The 20617-nt window shown below is 61.6% G+C and carries 20 protein-coding genes; 9 read left to right on the top strand and 11 right to left on the bottom strand.

All coding sequences use genetic code 11. The features are described 5' to 3' along the window. The 5 genes from EN745_RS05105 to EN745_RS05125 form a co-directional block, all read right to left on the bottom strand. Positions 1-771 (bottom strand): SPFH domain-containing protein (locus tag EN745_RS05105; RefSeq protein WP_127420690.1); only part of this gene is annotated, 771 nt, incomplete at its 3' end. A 200-nt stretch (positions 772-971) separates the two neighbouring features. Beyond that, positions 972-1985, bottom strand: coding sequence for a zinc-binding alcohol dehydrogenase family protein (locus tag EN745_RS05110; RefSeq protein ID WP_127420691.1), 1014 nt, complete (start codon positions 1983-1985; stop codon positions 972-974). Between the two features lie 72 nt (positions 1986-2057). Then, complete coding sequence (locus EN745_RS05115; protein WP_126056156.1) at positions 2058-2978, bottom strand: sugar ABC transporter substrate-binding protein; 921 nt, start codon at positions 2976-2978, stop codon at positions 2058-2060. 88 nt (positions 2979-3066) lie between these two features. Continuing rightward, positions 3067-3852: an ATP-binding cassette domain-containing protein gene (locus EN745_RS05120; RefSeq protein ID WP_127420692.1), complete on the bottom strand. Its 786-nt coding sequence runs from the start codon at positions 3850-3852 to the stop codon at positions 3067-3069. Beyond that, positions 3849-4901 (bottom strand): ABC transporter permease, encoded by a 1053-nt coding sequence (locus EN745_RS05125; protein ID WP_245455565.1) that lies wholly within the window; start codon positions 4899-4901, stop codon positions 3849-3851. The genes EN745_RS05120 and EN745_RS05125 overlap by 4 nt, the downstream gene beginning before the upstream one ends. Positions 4902-5069: 168 nt before the next feature. On the opposite strand from EN745_RS05125, the gene EN745_RS05130 reads away from it, so the two are divergent. Then, positions 5070-5966 carry a GntR family transcriptional regulator gene (locus EN745_RS05130; protein ID WP_126056158.1) on the top strand — a complete coding sequence of 299 codons (897 nt, stop codon included), beginning with the start codon at positions 5070-5072 and terminating at the stop codon, positions 5964-5966. 64 nt (positions 5967-6030) lie between these two features. On the opposite strand, the gene EN745_RS05135 is transcribed toward EN745_RS05130, so the two are convergent. Both EN745_RS05135 and EN745_RS05140 read right to left on the bottom strand, forming a co-directional pair. Continuing rightward, positions 6031-6624: a DJ-1/PfpI family protein gene (locus EN745_RS05135; RefSeq protein WP_126056159.1), complete on the bottom strand. Its 594-nt coding sequence runs from the start codon at positions 6622-6624 to the stop codon at positions 6031-6033. Between the two features lie 168 nt (positions 6625-6792). After that, positions 6793-7482 carry a GntR family transcriptional regulator gene (locus EN745_RS05140; RefSeq protein ID WP_126056160.1) on the bottom strand — a complete coding sequence of 230 codons (690 nt, stop codon included), beginning with the start codon at positions 7480-7482 and terminating at the stop codon, positions 6793-6795. Between the two features lie 141 nt (positions 7483-7623). On the opposite strand from EN745_RS05140, the gene EN745_RS05145 reads away from it, so the two are divergent. Genes EN745_RS05145 through EN745_RS05155 form a run of 3 tightly spaced genes read left to right on the top strand, consistent with a single transcriptional unit; the run spans position 7624 to position 11190 of the window. Then, positions 7624-8853, top strand: coding sequence for an iron-containing alcohol dehydrogenase (locus tag EN745_RS05145; RefSeq protein ID WP_126056161.1), 1230 nt, complete (start codon positions 7624-7626; stop codon positions 8851-8853). A gap of 58 nt (positions 8854-8911) precedes the next feature. Next, positions 8912-10360: an NAD-dependent succinate-semialdehyde dehydrogenase gene (locus tag EN745_RS05150; RefSeq protein ID WP_245487645.1), complete on the top strand. Its 1449-nt coding sequence runs from the start codon at positions 8912-8914 to the stop codon at positions 10358-10360. Continuing rightward, a complete protein-coding gene (locus EN745_RS05155; protein ID WP_127420694.1) occupies positions 10357-11190 on the top strand; it encodes an alpha/beta hydrolase in 834 nt (277 codons plus the stop codon). The genes EN745_RS05150 and EN745_RS05155 overlap by 4 nt, the downstream gene beginning before the upstream one ends. On the opposite strand, the gene EN745_RS05160 is transcribed toward EN745_RS05155, so the two are convergent. Then, positions 11187-11888 (bottom strand): GntR family transcriptional regulator, encoded by a 702-nt coding sequence (locus EN745_RS05160; protein WP_127282711.1) that lies wholly within the window; start codon positions 11886-11888, stop codon positions 11187-11189. The genes EN745_RS05155 and EN745_RS05160 overlap by 4 nt on opposite strands. A gap of 317 nt (positions 11889-12205) precedes the next feature. Here EN745_RS05160 and EN745_RS05165 point away from each other — a divergent pair, with 317 nt between their 5' ends. The 5 genes from EN745_RS05165 to ugpC all read left to right on the top strand — a co-directional run bounded on the left by EN745_RS05165 (position 12206) and on the right by ugpC (position 17562). After that, positions 12206-13384: a mandelate racemase/muconate lactonizing enzyme family protein gene (locus EN745_RS05165; RefSeq protein WP_126056164.1), complete on the top strand. Its 1179-nt coding sequence runs from the start codon at positions 12206-12208 to the stop codon at positions 13382-13384. Between the two features lie 19 nt (positions 13385-13403). Then, the gene (locus tag EN745_RS05170; RefSeq protein WP_245487644.1) at positions 13404-14666 is read left to right on the top strand and encodes an extracellular solute-binding protein; all 1263 of its coding nucleotides are present in this window, start codon (positions 13404-13406) and stop codon (positions 14664-14666) included. A gap of 66 nt (positions 14667-14732) precedes the next feature. Next, complete coding sequence (locus EN745_RS05175) at positions 14733-15659, top strand: sugar ABC transporter permease (protein WP_127420695.1); 927 nt, start codon at positions 14733-14735, stop codon at positions 15657-15659. A gap of 10 nt (positions 15660-15669) precedes the next feature. Further along, positions 15670-16503 (top strand): carbohydrate ABC transporter permease, encoded by an 834-nt coding sequence (locus tag EN745_RS05180; protein WP_210212550.1) that lies wholly within the window; start codon positions 15670-15672, stop codon positions 16501-16503. 3 nt (positions 16504-16506) lie between these two features. Further along, the gene (gene ugpC / locus EN745_RS05185; RefSeq protein WP_127405147.1) at positions 16507-17562 is read left to right on the top strand and encodes a sn-glycerol-3-phosphate ABC transporter ATP-binding protein UgpC; all 1056 of its coding nucleotides are present in this window, start codon (positions 16507-16509) and stop codon (positions 17560-17562) included. 33 nt (positions 17563-17595) lie between these two features. On the opposite strand, the gene EN745_RS05190 is transcribed toward ugpC, so the two are convergent. The 3 genes from EN745_RS05190 to EN745_RS05200 form a co-directional block, all read right to left on the bottom strand. After that, complete coding sequence (locus tag EN745_RS05190; protein ID WP_127420696.1) at positions 17596-18795, bottom strand: mandelate racemase/muconate lactonizing enzyme family protein; 1200 nt, start codon at positions 18793-18795, stop codon at positions 17596-17598. Between the two features lie 11 nt (positions 18796-18806). After that, on the bottom strand, positions 18807-19133 hold the full coding sequence (locus EN745_RS05195; RefSeq protein WP_127420697.1) for an NIPSNAP family protein: 327 nt from the start codon (positions 19131-19133) through the stop codon (positions 18807-18809). 102 nt (positions 19134-19235) lie between these two features. Next, positions 19236-20594, bottom strand: a complete 1359-nt coding sequence (locus EN745_RS05200) for a mandelate racemase/muconate lactonizing enzyme family protein (RefSeq protein ID WP_127420698.1) — start codon at positions 20592-20594, stop codon at positions 19236-19238. Between the last annotated feature and the right edge of the window lie 23 nt (positions 20595-20617).

Consider the following 20617-nt stretch of genomic DNA (forward strand, 5'->3'; position numbering starts at 1 on the left):
CTCGGCGGCGATCGGGATCGATTCGGCAGTCTGGAACTGGGCATAGCGATTGAGGTCGCCCAGCATGTTCATCGAACTCACCTTGTCGAGGACGCGCTGGAGCTCCTCGGGCAACGACAGGCTCTGCACGTAGAAGCTCTTGACGTCGATGCCGTAGGCTTGGAGCGCCGGGCCGATCGCCTCCGCCAGTTGCTGCGAGAATGTTTCCTGATTGGCCGCCATGTCGATAAAGGCGATGTTGCTCTGGCCGAGCTTGCTGGCGATGGCTGTGAGGATTGCACCGCGCAGCTGCCCCTCGATCATCTCGGAGGTGGAGCGCTCGGCCGTGCCGACCAGGCGCGACCAGAACACCCCGACATCGCCGATGGCATAGGCATAGTTGCCGAAGGCGCGTAGGCGGATCGGCCCGTATTCCTTGTCACGGACAGTCAGGGGCTGGGTGGTGCCCCATTTGCGATCGATCTGGTCCTTGGTGTCGAAGAAATACACGTCCGACTTGAAGGGAGACTCGAAGAACTTGTCCCAGTTCTTCAGATAGGTCAGCACCGGCAGCGTCTGGGTGTTGAGCGTGTAGGTGCCTGGCCCGAAGATGTCGGCGATCTTGCCTTCATTGAAGAAGGCCGCCTTCTGCGTCTCGCGCACCACGAGCTGGGCGCCGTTCTGGATTTCCATGCCGGACATTGGGAACCGAGAGGCCAGCACGCCCGGTTCGTCTGCAGTCCACTGGATGACGTCGATAAATTGCTTGGAAATGAAGTCCAGAATGCCCATGCCCGTTCACCCCATTTCAACGGATCTAAACCACGAGACAGCCATCCGATTTAGCACGGCTGGCAAACCAGGAAGACTAACCCACCTCGAAACGTGACGACAACTAGCCCTTTAGTAACCGGTCGCCAGTGTCGAACACAACCACTTTGTGAGATAGGTTCGGCCCGCGTTTGTTCAGTTGAGCTGCTGCTTTGGAGGCCCTAGAAGGCGATCACGGCCTTGATAAGCCCCGATTTCTGATTTGCCCAGTGAGAAATATCGCGCGGGCTGTTTTGAACGGTGGTGTGGTGCGTTGTGAGCTTGTCCACGGGTATGGCGCCGTCGTGCATTGCCGCCATGACGTGGTCGAAGTCGACGCGAAGCGCGTTGCGGCTGCCGATCAGCATCATCTCGCGTTTGTGGAATTCGGGGTCCGAGAAGCTGATCTGGTCCTTGATCACGCTTACCATTACCAGGGCACCGCCGTGGGCCACGTAACCGAAAGCTGCCTGTATCGAAGCCTTGCTGCCGGTCGCATCGAAGACGAGGTCGAAGCAATCGCCATCGGTTCGTTCTCTCACCAGATCGACAGGTGAAACCGAAGCACCATCGATGACCGGAAACCCGAGTTGGCTTTCGGCGAAGTCGAGCCGTTCCGTGCTGGTGTCCATGAGCGTCACCGCTTGGCCGGCAATACGCGCAAACAATGCCGTACCCAGTCCGATGGGCCCGGCGCCGACGACCAGCGTATGTGCGCCGGCAGCAAGCTCGGAGCGTCTCACCGCGTGAGCGCCGATCGCCAGGAACTCGACAGCCGCCGCGTGAACGAGCGGCAGTCCTGCGACCGGGTAGAGGTTGCCGGCAGGCACCAGCAATTCCTCACACATGCCGCCGTCGCGATGAACGCCCAACACCTCGATCGATACGCAGCAATTCGGCTTGCCGTGACGGCAGGCAATGCATTTGTCGCAGGCAAAATAGGGATTTACGACGACCCGCTCACCGACCTCGATGGTGACGCCTTCGCCAACCGCAGTCACGGTGCCAGAGAGTTCATGCCCCATGACACGTGGATAGGCCAGGTAGGGATGCTTGCCCTCAAAGATGTGGTAATCGGTGCCACAGATGCCGACATGGCTGATGCTGACCAGCGCCCATCCGGCGCCAGGCGGGCCGGGCGCCGGGCGATCCTCGAAGATCAGTTCGCCGGGCTTTCGGCATACGAGCGCTTTCATGCGAATTGTCTTCCTGAAATGTTTCAAAAAGAACCCGGCGGCGGAGATCACCGCCGGGCCAAGGTGTGGAGCCTATTCGAAGTCTTTGACGTTCTGCAGCGTCACCAGTCCTGCCCCGGTATCCACATTGGCTTCGACGGTCTCCCCGCGGATCGCCTTGACGACAGTATCGATGCCAAGTTCGCCCATTTTTGCCGGAAATTGCGCAACGCTGGCATCTTCCGCGCCGGACTTGATCGCTTCGATCTCACCGCAGCAGGCGTCGAAGCCGACAAGGATGATCTTGTCGTTGGCGATCCCCGCATTGCTGATCGACTTGACGGCTCCTGGGATTGGCGGTCCGCAGGCTGCGTAGATTGCCTTGAGATCGGGATTGGCGGTCAGGATGTCCTCGGTCACCGACGTGCCAAGTTCGAGCGTGCAATTGGTTGCACCCTTGCCGACGACGTCCACCTTGACGTCGCCGAGCCCCTCCATCATGCCGGTGACCCTGTCGTCCAGCGCCGGCACTCCCGGAACGCCTTGCAGGATACCTATCTTGTCGCCGCTCTTGAGCACTGTCTTCAGATACTCTCCGGCGATCTTGCCGCCGTTGAGGTTGTTGGTCGAAACCAACGCGGTCTGGCCTTTCCAGTCCGGGATACCGTTGTCGACGAGAACCACCTTGATGCCGGCAGCGACCGCCTTGTCGAGCGTCGGCGCGACGGTCGGATCGACGGGAGTGATCGCCAGACCCTTGACCCCTTGCGTGATCATCGATTCGATCAGGGCAATCTGGCCCTCGATGTCGGTTGCCGCCTGGCCCTGGCCGGTGACCAACTCGACTTCAGGATGAGCGGCCGCGTATTTCTTGGCGGCATCCTCCATGGTCGAGTAGAACGGCACCGGGAATTTCGTAATCAGGCCGACCTTGATCTTGTCGGCCGCCGAAGCCGGCATCGCACACGCAACGCCGATCGCCAGCCCAGCGAACAGTTTTCGGTTTATTGGCATTCCATTCCTCCCTTGGAATTGAGGCGGCTTCCGACGGAAGTCGCTTCAGTCATTTGCGGACCGGAACGGTCCCCAAATCTCGAACGGATCAGGCTCCCACGATCATGGAGACCAGTTCCTGCTTGTTGTCCTTGGTCGGCATCAGCTCACCGACCTTGCGGCCCTGGCGAAGCACCACGGCGCGATCGGCAAGCTCGACGACATGCTCCATGTTGTGGGTTATCAGGATGACGGCGTTACCCTGGTCGCGCAGGGCGGCGACCAGGTTGAGCACTTGCCGCGATTCACGCAGCCCAAGTGCGGCGGTCGGCTCGTCCAGGATCACGACCTTGCGGGCAAACACGGTCGACCGGGCCACCGCAATGGCTTGCCTTTGTCCACCCGACATCATGGCAACGACGGCGTCCAGCCTTGGCAACGTGACTTTCAAATTGGCGAGCAGAATGCGCGTTTCGGCATCCATCCGGCGCTGTTGAAGAAATCGCATGCCGCGAGGAAGCCATTGCGGCCCCGCCAGTTCGCGACCGGCAAAGAAGTTCTGTCCTGGCGTCAGATTGTCGAACAGCGCCAGATCCTGGTAGACAGTCTCGATGCCGGCGAAGCGCGCATCCGCAGGGGAGCGTATCTGCGTTGGCGCACCGTCCAGGAGGATCGCGCCGGCATCGAGTTGGTGCACTCCGCTGATGCATTTGGTCAACGTCGACTTGCCAGCGCCGTTGTCGCCAAGAAGCCCCAAGATCTCGCCGCGTCGGACCTCGATGCTGACGTCGTCCAGCGCCACAACCGAGCCGAAACGCTTGGTCGCGCCGCGTACCGCAAGCACAGGATATTCAGCGGTGGCTGCATGATCGACGCCTGCTGGAACGGCACTCACGACTGCCTCCCGGCCTGCATGACGCGCACGCGCCCTTCAAGATAGTTGCGCAACACATCGGACTCGACCGCTATGACGATGACCACCCCGATAACGATGAGTTGGAAGAAGACATTGACGTTGAGCAGGTTGAGCGCGTTGCGGATGACGCCGATCATGATGGCGCCGATCAAGGCATGGCCAAGATGGCCGCGGCCGCCGAGAAAGCTGGCACCGCCGATGATCACCGCCGCGATCGTATCCAGTTCCAGCAGATTGCCGAACAAGGGCGAACCGGCGTCGGTGCGGCCGGCAAGGATGACCGCACCGACGCCGGCGCACAGTCCTGAGATCACATAGACCGAAACCAGGACCCAGGAGACGGGAATGCCCATGCGGACTGCGGCGTCGGGCCGGCCGCCAACGGCATAGATCCAGCGCCCCCAGACCATCGTCTTGGCCATGACGAAAATCACCGCGGCAACGCCCGCGACCACAAATACCGATCCCGGCAGACCCCAGACCGCCTCGCGGCCAAGCGCATCGATGGCATCCGGCATGCCGGGAATGGCCCGCCCGTCGGCGAGTTGGAGCGCCAATCCCTTGGCGATGCTCAATGTCGCCAGCGTGATGATGAACGGATGCGGCAACCGACCGAAGACGTAGAAGAGCCCGTTGATGGCGCCGACCGCCGCACCGCAGCCAACCATGACCGCGATTACCAGGACGGCGGGAGCGCCGGCATGGAAGCTGAGCGCGCCGACGACCGAAGCCAGTGCCACGTTCGAGCCGACGGACAGATCGATCCCGCGTGTCAGGATGACAAGATGCTGGCCCATCGCCACAACAGAGATGACGGCGGTCTGGGCGAGGATGTTGCTGAGGTTGCGTCCGGTCAAGAAATAGGGCGACAAAAAACTGAGAACGACAATCAGCAGCGCCAGGATAACAACCGGGCCAGCACTCAGCAGGGCCAAGCCCAGCGCGAGTCCGGGAACAGCTTCTTGCTTCCTGGGTGCTCGCAATGCGGCCTCGCCGACAGTGGTGCCGGTGTCTCCCGTTTCAGGCAAGTTCCCCTCCCCGCCGGGGCTTTTGTAAGCCTCGTCGTCAAAAAACTTGTGCTGTATTTTAGCTTCCTCTTATCGATAAAAAACAACCAGAGTATCCCTTGGTCAAGTTGTTTTTTATGGATAAAGTTCACGCTGGAAAGAACAAGGTAATGCTCTGAGGTAGATCCTATGCGAACCGACACTGTCTACAAGAAGGCTTTCAACCGGGTCGCCAGTATGCTGCACGACGGACAATTGACCGGCGAGCTTCCTTCCGAAAATGAGCTTAGACGGCGAATGGGAGTCAGCCGCACGACTGTCCGAAAGGTCCTGAGAGAACTTGCCCGCCGCGACCTTATCGCCGAGCGCGGCGGCGTCAGGACGGCAGGCCGAGCGGTCGAGGATAACGATTACTATCCCGACGCCGAAACCACATCACGCGCCAAGCACGTCGAGCAGCAATTCATGGAGTGGATGCTGCGCGGTGACACCAGACCCGGCACCAGCATCAACGAGCTCGAGCTTGCGCGGCAGTTCGGTGTCGCAACCAACGGAATTCGCGAGTTCCTGATCCGCTTCAGCCGATTTGGGCTGCTCGAAAAAAGGCCGAACACGGGTTGGCTTTTCAAGGGCTTTACGGAAGATTTCGCACTTGAGCTGTTCGAGATCCGCGTAATGTTCGAGCTGCGCTCGGCGCATCTGTTTTCACAGCAGGCCGACACTTCTCCCCTGTGGGAGAAGCTGGCCGTGCTCAAGATTGCGCATACCGAACTGCTGAAGCGGATTGAAAGCCGCTTCCACGACTTTTCAGGCCTCGATAACCGGTTTCACCGGCTCATAAACGAGGCTTCGCCGAACCGCTTCATCGACGATTTCTACGATATCATCAGCTTCATTTTTCACTACCACTATCAGTGGAACAAACATGACGAGAAGCAGCGCAACCAGGCGGCGATCCTGGAGCATCTTGCCTATATCGATGCGCTCGAAAGCCGCGATCCCGAGCGCATTGAGCGAGCCTGCCGAGCACATCTGGGCTCGGCAAGAGAAACGCTGATGCGTTCGCTGATCGTATTTGACGAATGATGGAATCGAGCCACCTTTGAAGGGGGCCGACGCATCCATTGCGGGATGCGTCGGGACCAAACGCTTACGCGTGGCGGATTTCCGTTCCCAGCACCTTCAGGCATTCACGGATGAACGCCGCAAGCGCCGTCCAACCTTTCGCCGAAACCATCGTCCCATCCACATAGGCATCGGTGGGCGACAGGTCGATGTACGTGCCGCCTGCCAGCGTCACCTCCGGTTCGCAAGCCGCGAGCGCGCCGACCTTCTTGCCGCGGACGACGCCGTCCACCGCTATCAGGATCTGGACGCCGTGGCAGATCGTAAATATCGGTTTGTTCGCCTCGTGGAAGTGGCGCACCATCGCCTGCACGCGCTTGTCGGTGCGGATATATTCCGGTCCGCGCCCGCCGGCGCAGTAGACGGCGTCGTATTGGCTCAGTTGCTTCTCGGCGTCGGAAAAGGTCTTGTTGATCAGCGCATTGTGACCGGGCTTTTCGGTATAGGTCTGATCGCCTTCAAAATCGTGCAGCGATGTCTTGATCAGGTCGCCGGCTTTCTTGTCGGGGCAGACGACATGAACAGTATGGCCGACGGCCTCCATCGCCTGCTGGTAGACGAAGATTTCATATTCCTCGGTGAATTCGCCCGTCAGCATCAGTATCTTTTTTCCTGGCATGGTCTTCCTCTCGGTTTGTGGGAAGGCGAGGTGCATTTGGCGCCTCGCCAGACAGGGATCGAAATCGGAGCAGAGCGGTTAAGTCGGGGAATAGTTTTCCTTGGCGTTGGCTGGGCGATCGGCGGCCCGTCGAGCTTGACGGTCCCCGGGCAAGCGAGATCGCGATGGCTACTCGAACGCAGGCAGAAGCCGGTCCCGCGAATTCTCGATGTGCACGCGCATGGCTTTTTCGGCGGCGTCCGGATCGCCCGCGGAGAAGGCGGCGAGGATGGCCTCATGCTCGTCGAGTGCCTCTTCGGTCACGCGTGAGTGATACATCAAGCGGAAGATGTGGAAGTGGGTATGCTGGTGATTGAGCGTCTCCCGAATGAGCTCGTTCTGGGCGAACTCGACGATCTTGTCGTGGAAGATCGCATCCTGACGGGCGAAGTTCGAATAACGCAGGCGTTCGTCTTTCCCCTCTCGCCGGGCCATGACGCCAGCCGCTTCCTGCAGCACGGTCAGGCGCTCGTCGTCCAGTCTTGCAGTGGCTTTGGCCGCGGCAGCTGGCTCAAGCAGAAGGCGCAGCTCGTAAAGCTCGTCAAAGCGGCGGCGGGTGATTTGCGGGGCGGCCCGATAGCCGATCAGGTGGGTCTTCAACACCAGGCCCTCACCCTCCAACCTGCCAAGCGCTTCGCGAATGGGGGTATGCGAGACGTTGAATTCCTTCACGAGATTGTCGACGGTGATGCGCGATCCCGGAGCAATCCTGAGCGACATCAGCTGCGCGAAGATTGCCTCGTAAACGTCGCCGGCCAGGCTGTTGGCGCGCTGGATACGGGCTGTCGAAGGAGCTTCCGTCAGGTCCGCGTTCTGCATTGTTTACCCTCTTGACAGGAGCACTTACTAGCACGATGGTTCGGTCAATTCAATCCTATATCCTATACGATTTAATAGAGGATATTTTGGGAAATGACCCGGACGTCGAGGCCCGGCCTCTGGAACTGAAGGATGCCGTCCATGACCTTGTTCGCAGCCGCGCGCCTGCCGCGCGAGATCCTGTTCGGCAAAGGCCAGCGTCATGTGCTGCCTGCCGTTGCCGCCAAATTTGGGCGGCGCGCGTTCGTCTGCACCGACGAGCGTTTCGCGGCGACTTCGCAGCTCGCCGAAATTCTTGCGGGCTTGCACAATGCGGCGATAGAGACGCTGGTCTACGACCGAACGCTGCCGGATGTGCCCCGCGACAGCGTCGCCGCCTGCATTGCGCAGGCGAAGGATTTCAAGCCGGACATGGTGATCGGGATCGGCGGGGGCAGCTGCCTCGACATGGCCAAATGCGCAGCACTTCTGCTCAGCCATGGTGGCAGGCCCCAGGATTACTATGGCGAGTTCAACGTACCAGGCCCTACCCTTCCCGTGATCGCAGTGCCGACGACGGCCGGGACAGGCTCCGAGGTGACCCCCGTCGCCGTGATTTCCGATCCCGATCGCACCCTGAAAGTGGGTATCTCGAGTCCTCACCTCATCGCCGCGGTGGCGCTTTGCGATCCGGATCTGACGGCGACGTGCCCCCCGTCCCTGACGGCGATCGCCGGTGCCGACGCGTTGACGCACGCAATCGAGGCCTTCACCGCAGCCAGACGCGGTGATGATCCCCGCTTGCCGCAGCAGCATGTCTTTGTCGGCAAGAGCGCCCTGACCGATCATTTCGCGCTTCTGGCTATCAGGCTGCTCGGTAGCAGTCTCGAAAAGGCATATCGCGACGGATCGGACGGGAATGCGCGCGCCGACGTCATGATGGGAGCGCTGGCCGCCGGTTGCGCCTTCGGCACCGCCGGAACGGCCGCCGCTCACGCGGTGCAGTATCCGGTCGGCGCAGTTACACATACCGCGCATGGTCTGGGCGTCGCCACCATGCTGCCATATGTGATGAGCTACAACCTTCCCGCCGCGGCCGCAGAGATTGCCGAAGTTGGCGCCGCTCTCGGCCTTTCCCGTCAGAGCGGCGACGGCGCCGATGCATCGGCGCACGCCACCATCCGCGAGGTGAGCCGGCTGTTTGCCGCCATCGGCATCCCACCGAACTTGGCCAATCTTGGCCTTCCCGAAGACAGGATCGACTGGACGGCCGAGCAGGCGCTCGGCATCGACCGGTTGATCAAGAACAATCCGCGTCCGTTCGACCTCGCCGCGATGCGACGGCTGGTCAGGGCTGCTTATGATGGCGACATGTCCGCCACCATGATGTGATCGACCAGGAGCTCACCCCATGAATATCGCCGCAGGCATATCCGACGAGGATCAAGATATGTTCGATTACGCCACGGTCTCGCACGGTCTCTACATTGGCGGACGCTGGCAGCCCTCGTCGGAGGGCCGCGTGATCGAAGTGGTCGATCCATCAACCGAAGCCGTGATCGCGGCGGTCCCCGATGCCACGCTTGCCGACGCGGCCGCAGCCGTCGACGCGGCCGCGAAGGCAGCGGCCGGCTGGCGCGAGACCTCGCCACGCAGGCGTTCGGAAATCCTGCGGCGCTGCTTCGAACTGATGACCGAACGGGCGGAGATACTGGCTGCGCTGATCTCGCTGGAGAACGGCAAGGCGCTGCGTGACGCGCGCAGTGAGGTCGCCTACGCCGCCGAGTTCTTTCGCTGGAACGCCGAGGAGGCGGTCCGCATCAGCGGTGAGTTCGGCCTTGCGCCCTCGGGCGCCAACCGGATCATTGTCGACTACCAGCCCATCGGCATTTGCGTGCTCATCACGCCATGGAATTTTCCGGCAGCCATGGCGACGCGCAAGATCGCGCCGGCGCTCGCGGCCGGCTGTACTGTGATCCTGAAGCCAGCCAGCGAGACGCCACTGACGGCCTATGCGCTTGCAGCGCTCTACGAGGAAGCCGGCGTGCCGCCCGGCGTCGTAAACGTGCTCACGACCTCGACGCCGGGGCCGGTGACGGCTGCCATGCTGGCCGATCCACGCGTGCGAAAACTGTCATTCACCGGCTCGACCGGTATCGGCCGGGTGCTCCTGGCCGAAGCCGCCAAGCACGTCATCTCCTGTTCGATGGAACTTGGCGGCAATGCACCGTTCATTGTCTTCGACGACGCCGACCTGGAAGCAGCGCTCGACGGTGCGATGGTTGCCAAGATGCGCAATGCCGGCGAGGCCTGCACCGCCGCCAATCGGCTTTACGTGCAGGCCGGCATTCATGATGCCTTCGCCGATGGGCTGTGCAAACGCATGGCTGCCCTCAATGTAGGTCCTGGCACACACCCGGAAACCGAGTGCGGCCCGATGATCACCAGCAAGGCCGTGGACAAGATCGATCGTCTCGTCCAGGACGCGGTCGCCCGTGGCGCCAAGGTTCTGTGCGGCGGAGCGATTGCCGAAGGCAAGGGCTACTTCTACCCGCCAACGGTGCTTCGCGACGTTTCCACTGACGCCGCCATGATCCATGAGGAAATATTCGGCCCCGTGGCTCCGATCATGCGCTTCGACAGCGAGGCGGACGCCATCGCGAGGGCCAACGATACCGAATACGGTCTCGCTGCCTATATCTACACGCGCGACCTGGCCAGGGGGATGCGCGTGGCATCGAAGATCGAGGCGGGCATGATCGCCCTGAACCGCGGCCTGATGTCGGATCCGGCGGCGCCCTTTGGCGGCGTCAAGCAGAGCGGACTGGGCCGCGAAGGTGGTCAAAAGCACGGCGTTGCCGAGTTCATGGAGGCGAAGTACATCGCCGTAACCCTGTGAGCGGACACGCCAAAGATCCGTTTCGCATTCGCGATCATGTGGTCGAGTTCGACGACATCGTCGCCGAGATCGTGCGCAGAAGCGAAGATAGCAGGGCGAACGTGCCAATGGTCGGCGACGTCGCCTACGGAGATGACGCCACCGAGACCATCGATCTGTTCTTTCCCGAGGGCAAACGGGACCGCCTGCCGGTGCATATGTTCATTCACGGCGGCTATTGGCGCATGTTCTCCAAGCGTGATTATTCTTATGTCGCCGAGATCGTCACGAGCGCCGGTGCGATCGCAGTCATTGTCGACTATGCGCTGATGCCAGCAGTCAGGATGGCAAAAATCGTTGACCAGACGCGCCGCGCCAAGCGATGGGTGCTTGACCATATCGCGGACCATGGCGGCGATCCCGACCTGCTGACCGTTAGCGGTCATTCCGCCGGCGCGCAGCTGGCAACGATGCTTTTCGACGGCGACGACCGGCCGTCCGGCATCAAAGCTGCGCTGCTGCTCGGCGGCCTTTACGACCTGAAGCCGTTGCAAATGTCATTCCTTGCCGCCGAGATCGCGATCACCGACGAAGAAGCCCGCCGGTTCTCGCCGATCAACCACAGCTTCGATCCATCCGTGGCCGTAGAGATCTCGGTCGGCGCCGATGAGACGCCGCCCTTCCACAGCCAGGCCGCGATGTTCACGAGCCACCTGGAAAACCAAGGGCTGGCTGTCTCGCGCACGACCCTTGCGGCGGCCAATCACATGAGCAGCGTCCGCGACCTTGGCGTGGCGGGCACCGAAGCCGCGTCACTGTTGGCCCGCTTCGTGGGATCTCAGTCAGCCTAGTAGCCGTAGTAGAGGCCCAGACCGCGCTGCAGGGCCGAGGCCAGATGCGCCTGCATGGCCGCCGCAGCCGCCTCCGGGTCGCGTGCCTTGCATGCCAGGATGACCTGCATGTGCTCGCGCAGGGATTGCAGCACGAGAGGCACGGTGACCTTTCTGTCCAGCCGGATCAGCCGGACGTAGTTGTGAAGCCGCTTGTAGGAACTGTCGATCAATGGATTGTTCAGGCTGGCAATGATGGAGTGATGCAGCAAGGTCTCGAGTTGCTCGAGGTCGGCCCTGACCAGGTCGGTGAGCCCACCGCGCTCGATCTCCTCGATGACCGCCAAATGACGTCTTTCCAGTTCCGCCAGGTCCGCCTCGTCCGCGGTTTGCGCGTAAACCCCTGTCGCTGCACGCTCCAGAATGCTGCGAAACTGGTAGGTCGACCTGGTCAGTTCGAACCCGGGCTTGACGAACTGGATGCCCGAGCGCGAATGGATGATGACGATCCCCTCTGCCTCGAGCAGCTTGAGCGCATCGCGCAGCGGCGCAACCGGGATTTGCAGCATTTCGACAAGATCGCCTTGCGACAGAAAGGCCCCCGCGGGGATCTTCCGCTCAAACAGTGTCTCAAGAATGCGCGTGTAGGCACGATCGCCAAGGCGTTGGCCGGCTGCCGCCCCGGCGGCCCCATCGGACTGATCGTCGTGCTGCGCCACTTTTGACCTCGCATCTGAAATATCTAAACATGATTCTAAAACATTACCGGCCGTGCCATCGTAAAGTATCGCATTGCCGGTTATCAATGGACCTTTGCAGGGATACGACTGACCGGGGTACTGCGCTGCGCGCAACCGGTATCCCGGGCTGCTTGCAGGTCGTCGCGCGGCCATCGAGCCAGGGCCGCTAACCGGTCGACGAAGCGTCGCCCACTGCATTTGCGTGCCTGCCTGCCGGACGGTTTTGCGCCTGGCCGCTTGCCTCTTTTCCAAAACTGAAATATCTAAAGCGCATTCTGACATATCAGAGACGCAGTATGCGCATCGCCGAGTATCGCATTACCCGCTATCAATTCGCTCGTGACCGGACCATCGGTGACAGTCAGGTCCGCATCGATGCGGCACACGTGGCCGCGCTTGAGCTCGTTGCCGAGAATGGCCTGGTCGGGCTGGGCTTTGTCCAGAGCCTGTTTCACCCCTTGCCGGACCAGGCCGAGATCGTTCGTGTTTTTGAAGAGGAGGCTTGGCCCGATCTCGCAGGGCAATCGCCTTTGGGGCTCGTGCATCGGGTCCAGCGGCCCCGCGGCGGAAACAGGCGCGCCTTCGGCTTACCTTTCGAGGAAGCCCTCCAGGTTGCGTTGTGGGATCTGAGTGCGAAGCTGGTCGGCCTGCCGTTGCACGAGCTCCTGGGGAGCCGACGCAAACGCGTGAAAGCCTACGCATCCGGTCTCGATTTCCACCTCAGCGACGATGAATTCCAAGCGTTCTTTGCCCATGCCGAGGCGCTTGGTTATCGCGCGTTCAAGATCAAGGTGGGGCATCCCGATTTCGACCGGGATTTGTCCCGGCTGGAGCTGTTGCGAAAGACGGTGCGGCCCGGCTCGTCGATCATGATTGACGCAAACGAGGCTTGGGGGGCCAAGGAGGCATCGGTAAAACTGCAGAAAATTCATAGCCTTGGCTTTGATCTGCTTTGGGTCGAGGACCCTATCCTGCGCCACGACTTCGACGGCCTTCGCAACCTCAAGGCGGCAACGCCGTGGACCATGATCAATTCAGGCGAATACCTCGATGCGGCCGGCAAGCGCCTGTTGATGCAGGCCGGCGCAACCGACATGCTGAATGTCCATGGGCAGGTGACGGACGTGATGCGGATCGGCTGGCTGGCAGCCGAACTCGGCGTTCCGGTGACGCTTGGCAATACGTTTCTCGAAATCGGCGTACACATGGCCTGTGCGCTGCCCGAAGTCGAGTGGCTCGAATACTCGTTCCAGAACTTCGATCACCTGGTCGAGCAAACAATCGAAATTCATGACGGCTGGATTCATGCGCCCGATCGAACGGGCCATGGGCTGGTCTTGTCGGAGACCGGGCGTCTGGATTGGACGCGCCCCGAAATCCTGTCGCGCGAAGACCTTGGTGAAGCGCCCGTCAACCCGCGGGTTGACGGGATCCCAAACTCGCAGCGAGCGCTGGATGAAGCGAAGGCCTGGTAGATAAAAAGGGAGGAATGACGTGCAGAAGCTGAAGATATTGACCGCTATTGCGACCATGGTGGTGGCGTCGCCGGCGCTGGCCCAGGAGATCACCGTCTGGGACGTCAACGTGGACGATGCCGCCCACGCGACATACTACGATCACGCGAAGGCCGCATTCGAGGCCGCGCACCCGGGAGCAACTCTCAACCTCCTGTCTCAACCGGACGCCGAGTACTACACGCTGCTGGGCACCGCGCTCGCTTCGAAGGCAGGCCCTGACGTCATCTGGGCCAATGGCGGCGCCCAGGCCAAGGCCCTGGTCGGCGGGCTGATCCCGCTCGACGACAAGCTGCCCGACCTGATCCCGAAGCTCGTTGGAAAGTCCGCGTTCACCGGACCTGATGGCAGGCTGTACTTCATCCCGACGACGCTGCAGGGTCACGTCGTCTACTACAACAAAGCGCTTTACAAGGCCGCAGGGCTCGATCCGGAGAAGCCGCCGACGAGTTGGGCCGAACTGACCAAGGTCTGCGACGCCTTCAAGGCGCAGGGTAAACCCGCATGCTTCATGATGGCCAACAAGGAAGGCTACAACGCCGAGTTCTTCCTTTCGGAAGCGGCGAACCAGTCGCTGACCGCGCAGCAACAGGCCGATTGGCTGGCAGGCAAGCTCCATTGGTCGGATCCGCCGATCAAGACGATCTTGCAGGCCTGGGTCGATACCGCCAAGAATGGCTGGTACCAGGAGGGCGGTAACTCGCAGACCATGTTCATGGATGAGTTCGCCCTCTTCGAGCAAGGTGTCGGAGCCAACGTGATGGGTCTGCTCTCCAACGTCGCGCATTGGAAGCAGTTCGGGACCAACATGGGTGTCGACAAGGTCGGGGTCTATCCCATGCCCTCGCCGACCGTTGCTGCCGATCAGCATGAAGGTGCCCCCGGCGTTCCGCTTGACGGCGGCGTTGGCTACGGCGTGAACAAGGACTCCGCGAACATCGATCTCGCCGTCGACGCGGTGCGAATCCTCGCTTCGCCGGAAGTCCTGTCATACCTGGTCAACGACACCGGCTCGGTGCCAGCAAACACCGAAGTCAACACATCCGGCATTGACAGCCCTGGCCTCAAGCAGATCATGGGCTGGCTTGCGACCAGAGCCGTTCCGACCACGCATGCCAATTCTTCAGCGGCCGAGCTCGATGAATGGCACCACCAGAGCCAGCTCCTGTTCAACGGTGAAACCACCGTGGACCAGGCCGCGACGGCGCTGGACAAGGTCCAGGCTGAAGCCAAGCCGCAATAGCAATCTTCTCACGCAGACAGTGGGGGCGCTGCGACGCGCCCCCGTCCCCGCATCAGTGACGTGCCCATGACCGCCAATTCGTTACACCAGACCGGCCAAGCCGCGCGGACCCGTACCCGCCCAGGCCGGAGCCGCCGGACAGAGGCGCGCGTTGCGGTGCTGTTCCTGCTTCCGGCCATCCTGCTTGTCCTGGTGTTTCGCATCTTTCCGCTGTTCTGGGGGTTTGGCATCTCCCTGACCAGCGCGACGTCGACCGACCCGGGCCAGTTCATCGGCGCCGGCAACTATCTGCGCGCACTCGACGACCCGAATTTCCGCTCCGCCATGGCCAACGCCGTCGTGGTACTGCTAGCGGTGCCGATCTTTGTGACCATCCCGATGCTGCTGGCCATCCTGATCCACCAGGGCGTGCCGGGGCGCACGTTTTTCCGCTCCGTCTATTTCTTTCCCGCCATTCTCTCGAGCGTCATCATCGGTTCTATTTTCAGCGTGGTGCTGAGCTTCAATGGCAATCTGAACGCGTTGCTGGGCATCGCGGGGATCAGCGGCGTGGACTGGCTGGGGCACTCGGCGACCGCACTTCCGGTGACGCTGGCGATCCAATGCTGGTCGACCTTCGGCATGGGTGTGCTGATCTTCCTTGCCGGGCTGTCGACCGTGTCCAAGGAAATGGTCGAAGCGGCACGTCTCGACGGCGCCAAGATGTGGCAGATCTGGTGGCATGTCATCATCCCGGAGCTTCGCCCCATCATCGAGTTCTCGACGGTGATCACGACCATCGGCCTGCTGACTTCGATGTTCGGCCTGATCTACGTGCTGACCGGCGGCGGACCCGGCACGGCGACGACGGTGCCCGAATATCTGATCTGGGCCGCACAGGGAAAGCTCAACCGGCCCGCCTACGCCGCGGCTGTCTCGATGGTCCTGTTTTTCATGACGAGCATTCTCGCATGGCTGCAGATTCGCATCTTGTCGCGCAACGCGAACATCTGAAGGAGAGGTCGTGTCAGGAGCAGGAAAACGACAGCGGCTGACCCTGAGGATCGCGGCGATCCCGATGGGGTTGCTGGCCTTGAGCTGCCTCTACCCGATCTTTTTCGCCGTCAACAACGCGCTCAAGACACGTCACGATTACATGCTCGACCGCTTCGGGCTCGCCGTGCAGCCCACGCTCGACAACTTCGTGCAAGCCTGGACCCGGGCGCACCTTGATGAGTATTTCCTCAATTCCGTGATTGCGACGCTCGGGGCGGTCATCCTGTTGATGGTCGTGTCTTCCATGGCCGGCTTCGCCCTCGCGTCGCTGCGCTTTCCCTATCGGCGCTTCCTGTTCGCGGTAATCCTGTCGTCGCTGATGATCCCCGTGCAGGTCGTGCTGGTGCCCTTCATGCGCACGATGCTTGCCCTCAACCTGGTCAACACGCACATCGGGCTCATCTTGTCCTACACCGCATTTTTCCTGCCTTTCTCGGTCTACATGATGACGGCGTTCTACTCCGGGCTGCCGCGCGAGCTGATCGAAGCGGCGCGGATCGACGGGGCCTCGCTGCTGCAGGTCTGGTGGCACGTGATGCTGCCCCTGGGAACGCCGGCATTGGTGACGCTGGCCATCCTCAACACGCTGAGCTGCTGGAACGACATTCTGATCTCCCTGCTGGTCATGCAGAAGCACCGCACCCTCATGGTGGGGATTTCCGCGCTCAAGGGCCAGTACTCGGACCAGATACCCCTGTTTACCGCTGGCATCGTCATCGCGGCGGCGCCGATCGTTGTTCTTTACATCCTGTTCCAGCGACGAATTGTTTCGGGCATCGCCGTGGGCGCAGTGAAAGGTTAGCCGATGGCGCGTGTCGAACTGAAACAGGTCAGCAAGAGCTTTGGATCGACGGACGTTATCCGCGATGTCTCGCTTTCGATCGAGGAGGGCGAGTTCGCCGTATTCGTTGGCCCGTCGGGCTGCGGAAAATCCACCCTGCTGCGCATGATTGCCGGGCTCGAAGAGACGAGCGGGGGCGAGATCTTCATCGGCGGCGACGACGTGACAGACGCCGAGCCTGCCGACCGCGGAGTGGCGATGGTGTTCCAGTCCTATGCGCTCTATCCGCACATGACGGTGGCGGACAACATGAGCTTCGGCCTGCGGATGGCGCACCGCCCGAAGGAGGAAATCGCCAGCAAGGTCGGGCGCGCGGCCAAGATCCTGCAGCTCGAAGACTATTTGCAGCGCAAGCCGGCCCAGCTCTCGGGAGGACAGCGCCAACGGGTGGCAATAGGGCGCGCGATCGTCCGCGACCCGAAGGTGTTTCTCTTCGATGAGCCGCTCAGCAATCTGGATGCCGAGCTGCGGGTGCAGATGCGCGTGGAACTCGCCAAGCTCCACCGGGTCCTTGGCAACACCATGATCTATGTGACGCACGACCAGACTGAAGCGCTGACCATGGCCGATCGGATCATTGTGCTGCGCAGTGGGCGCATCGAGCAGATCGGCACACCGCAAGACCTCTATCAAGATCCCGACAACGCGTTCGTCGCGGGTTTCATCGGCTCCCCGCGGATGAACTTTCTGACCGCCATTGTGCAGGCGGGGGGCCGTCTCGCGTTTGGAGGCCAAGAGATGGACAGCCCGGCACAGACCCCGCTTGAGCCCGGACGGCAACTGCGGCTGGGCCTGAGGCCCGAACATCTCGACCAGGACAGCGGTATCGACCTCGAGGCAAAGGTGGAATTCGTCGAAGCGATGGGCTCCACGTCCTATGTCCACGCTACGCTGGCGACCGGCGAGACCATCATCGCGGAGCGGCGGTCGTCGCAACCAAGGACCGGCGACAAGATCATCCTGCATTTTGCGCCCGCATCGGCGCGGCTCTTCGGCGAAGACGGACAACGCATCCGGTGAGCGTTCACGCGCCTAGGCTGGCTTGACGCCCAATCAGTCGAAGAACCCGGCGTCCTCTGCCAGCAGATACTGCTTGGCACCCTGGGCGTCGATGTCGAGCCCAAGCCCGGGAGCTTCGAGCAGGTCGACCATCGAATCCTTTACCACCTGCTTGGGCAGGCCGATGACGATATCGTTCCACCACGGGTCCGAGGCGCTGGGATATTCGAATGCCACGTAGTTGGCGGGCAAGGTGGCGCAGACATTGATCAGCGCGCCGAGACCGAGCAGGCCGTTGGCGGTACCGTGCGGCGCCATCAGGATCGAGTGCATATAGGCGTGCTCGGCGACCCATTTGAGTTCGGCAATACCGCCAATATCGGCCGGATCGGGGCCGATGACCCGCACCGCCTGGGTCTCGATCAGTTCCTTGAAATTGTGGCGCAGGTAGATCTGCTCGCCGGTATGGATCGGCGTCGAGGTGGAGGTCGTCAGCTCCCGGTAGGCCTGTGGATTGACCCAGGGCACATAGTCGCCGGTCAGCATGTCCTCGAGCCACATCAGATTGTACTTCTCGACCGCGCGGGCGAACCTGATCGCATCCGGCAACACCCAGCCCGGGCCGCAGTCGAGCGCCAGGCTGACCTTGTCGCCCAGCACTTCCTTCATTGCGATCACGCAGTCGAGCATGTGATTGAAACCGCGCTCGCTGATCATGCCCTGATCCATGGCGCCGTGATAGCCGGCCTTCTTCTGCGTCACGCCGTAATGGAAGCCCTCGATGGTGTCCTTCATATTGGAATGGAACGAGATTCCCTGCTTGATCATGAAGAAGTTCTGCGGCTGCTCCATCATCCATTTGACGTCGGCGGCGTAATCCTCTGGCCGATCGCCCGTGCGTTTGCGACGGATCGAGCCGTTGTAGACACGCACCTTGTCGCGCACCTTGCCGCCGAGCAGCTTGTAGGCCGGCACGCCTGCCGCCTTGCCGGCGATGTCCCACAAGGCATGCTCGATGGCGGAAACGGCAGCACCATAGGGCTTGAACGAGCCGCGTTGGCGGATCTTCAGCATCACCCGCTCGACGTCTGTCGGATCCTCGCCGATCAGCGCGTCGCGGAAATGCAGCACAAAGGGCTTGAGGTAGGTCTTGGTGAACTCGACCTCGCCAAGGCCATAGAGGCCCTCATCGGTAACGATGCGCACTATGGGGTGCTTGCCGATGACGGCACAGCGCAGGTCGGTGATCTTCATGGCTCGCAGTCCTATCTCACAGACGAGAAAGCTGTCGGCGTGAGCAACTGGCTGCTGATATTGGCAATGATCTGCCCGTCGCGCTCAGACTCGTCCCGGGCCCTGTGCCATGCCGGATCGGTGACGAAAGCCGCCCACTTCACCTCACGCTCGGCCAGCGATTCCCAGGCGAGGAAATAGGTGAGGCGATTGCTGTTTTCGCCGATCGCCGTGGTGAAAAACCCGGCTTGGCGGATGCCATGCCTCTCCCAGATGGCCAGCGTCTGGTCGGAAAAGCGCTTGAGCAAAGCCGGCAGCCTGCCCGGCAGGCAGTCATAGATACGCAGTTCGTAGATCATGGTTTCGTCCGTTTCTTTCTTCGCGTCTCCCCTGGGGAGGTCGACACGAATGGTCGGTCGTTGGCCTGTGAGCGCTGGGGGAATGAGGGCAAGGGGTCTGGGCTAACTCCAAGTCCGGTCCCAGCTATACTCATTGTCCCAATGCTCGGTGGATTGCCATATCCCCGTGACACCCGGTTGCAGGTGATGCGAGATGACCTCGTCGACGACGTCGTCGATCCCGAGGCCCGGCTTGTCCGGCACGGTGATGAAGCCGTCCTTGACGAGCGGCCTGGGGAGACCGGTGACGATATCGTCCCACCAGTCGACGTCGGCGGAGTGGTATTCGAGCGCCATGAAGTTTTCGGTCGCGGTGGCGACATGCGCCGCGGCCATCGCGGCGATCGGGCTTTCTGCCATATGGATGGCCATGGCGACGCCGTGGTCCTGCGCAATATCGCCGATCTTCTTGGTCTCGAGAATGCCGCCACTGGTGAGCAGGTCCGGGTGGATAACGGAGAGGCCGCCGCTCTTGAGCAGAGGCTCGAAGGCCTCCTTGAGGTAGATGTCCTCACCGGTGCAGATCGGCACCGTGGTGGCTTGCTGCAGTTGCCGGTATTGCTCGGTGAATTGCCAGGGGATCACGTCCTCGAGCCAGGCAGGTACGTATTTCTCGATGCGGCGCGACAGGCGTATGCCGTCCTGCAGCGAGATGTGGCCGACATGATCGATGGCTAAAGGGATCTCGTAGCCGATGACCTCGCGAACCTCGTGGATATATTGTTCGAGCAGGTCGATCCCCTTTTCGGTGAAATGCAAGCCCGTGAACGGGTGCTGCACGTTCTGCGCATCGTAGGCTAGGTTGCGGGCCTTACGCTCCTCGGGTGTGCCGCCACGGCCGCGCGGATTGGCGTGAAACCCGTCGAGAGCGCCGGCGGGCGCGACGACGGCGCCCGGAACGTGGGCGATCTGCATCAAGCCCAGGTCCATCTTCAAGAATGTGAACCCGCGGTCCATGCGCTCCTTGAGGCGCTTGCCGGTTTCGGTCCCGCTCGGTTTCTCGGCGTCGGTATCGCAATAGACGCGCACGGGATCGCGAAACTTGCCGCCCAGCATCTGATAGATCGGGACGCCATAGGCCTTGCCTGCGAGATCCCACAGCGCGATCTCGACTGCGGAGACGCCGCCGCCTTGGCGGCCGTGCCCGCCAAACTGCTTGATGCGACGGAACAGGCGATCGATGTCGCAAGGGTTCTCGCCCAGCAGCCGGCTCTTCAGCATCAGCGCGTAGGTGGCGCTGGCGCCGTCACGCACCTCGCCAAGTCCGACGATGCCCTGGTTGGTGTAAATCTTGAGCAGTGCCGAGGTGAACGGCGCGCCGACGATTTCGGCAACCCGCATGTCGGTGATGCGGAGCTCGGACGGCCTGGAACTCGTGTTCACCCGATTGAGCGCCCCGTCGGCTCCACCCGTCTCTGGCATGACTTATCCTCGTTCTGGTCGAT

The organism is Mesorhizobium sp. M4A.F.Ca.ET.022.05.2.1 (assembly GCF_003998845.1).
Classification (GTDB): Bacteria; Pseudomonadota; Alphaproteobacteria; order Rhizobiales; family Rhizobiaceae; genus Mesorhizobium.

Coding starts and splice junctions, on each gene's coding strand:
- EN745_RS05190 (WP_127420696.1), bottom strand. CDS start 18,795: ATGAAGATCACCGACCTGCGCTGTGCCGTCATCGGCAAGCACCCCATA.
- ugpC (WP_127405147.1), top strand. CDS start 16,507: ATGGCGCGTGTCGAACTGAAACAGGTCAGCAAGAGCTTTGGATCGACG.
- EN745_RS05150 (WP_245487645.1), top strand. CDS start 8,912: ATGTTCGATTACGCCACGGTCTCGCACGGTCTCTACATTGGCGGACGC.
- EN745_RS05200 (WP_127420698.1), bottom strand. CDS start 20,594: ATGCCAGAGACGGGTGGAGCCGACGGGGCGCTCAATCGGGTGAACACG.
- EN745_RS05115 (WP_126056156.1), bottom strand. CDS start 2,978: ATGCCAATAAACCGAAAACTGTTCGCTGGGCTGGCGATCGGCGTTGCG.
- EN745_RS05130 (WP_126056158.1), top strand. CDS start 5,070: ATGCGAACCGACACTGTCTACAAGAAGGCTTTCAACCGGGTCGCCAGT.
- EN745_RS05140 (WP_126056160.1), bottom strand. CDS start 7,482: ATGCAGAACGCGGACCTGACGGAAGCTCCTTCGACAGCCCGTATCCAG.
- EN745_RS05135 (WP_126056159.1), bottom strand. CDS start 6,624: ATGCCAGGAAAAAAGATACTGATGCTGACGGGCGAATTCACCGAGGAA.
- EN745_RS05175 (WP_127420695.1), top strand. CDS start 14,733: ATGACCGCCAATTCGTTACACCAGACCGGCCAAGCCGCGCGGACCCGT.
- EN745_RS05110 (WP_127420691.1), bottom strand. CDS start 1,985: ATGAAAGCGCTCGTATGCCGAAAGCCCGGCGAACTGATCTTCGAGGAT.
- EN745_RS05195 (WP_127420697.1), bottom strand. CDS start 19,133: ATGATCTACGAACTGCGTATCTATGACTGCCTGCCGGGCAGGCTGCCG.
- EN745_RS05145 (WP_126056161.1), top strand. CDS start 7,624: ATGACCTTGTTCGCAGCCGCGCGCCTGCCGCGCGAGATCCTGTTCGGC.
- EN745_RS05165 (WP_126056164.1), top strand. CDS start 12,206: ATGCGCATCGCCGAGTATCGCATTACCCGCTATCAATTCGCTCGTGAC.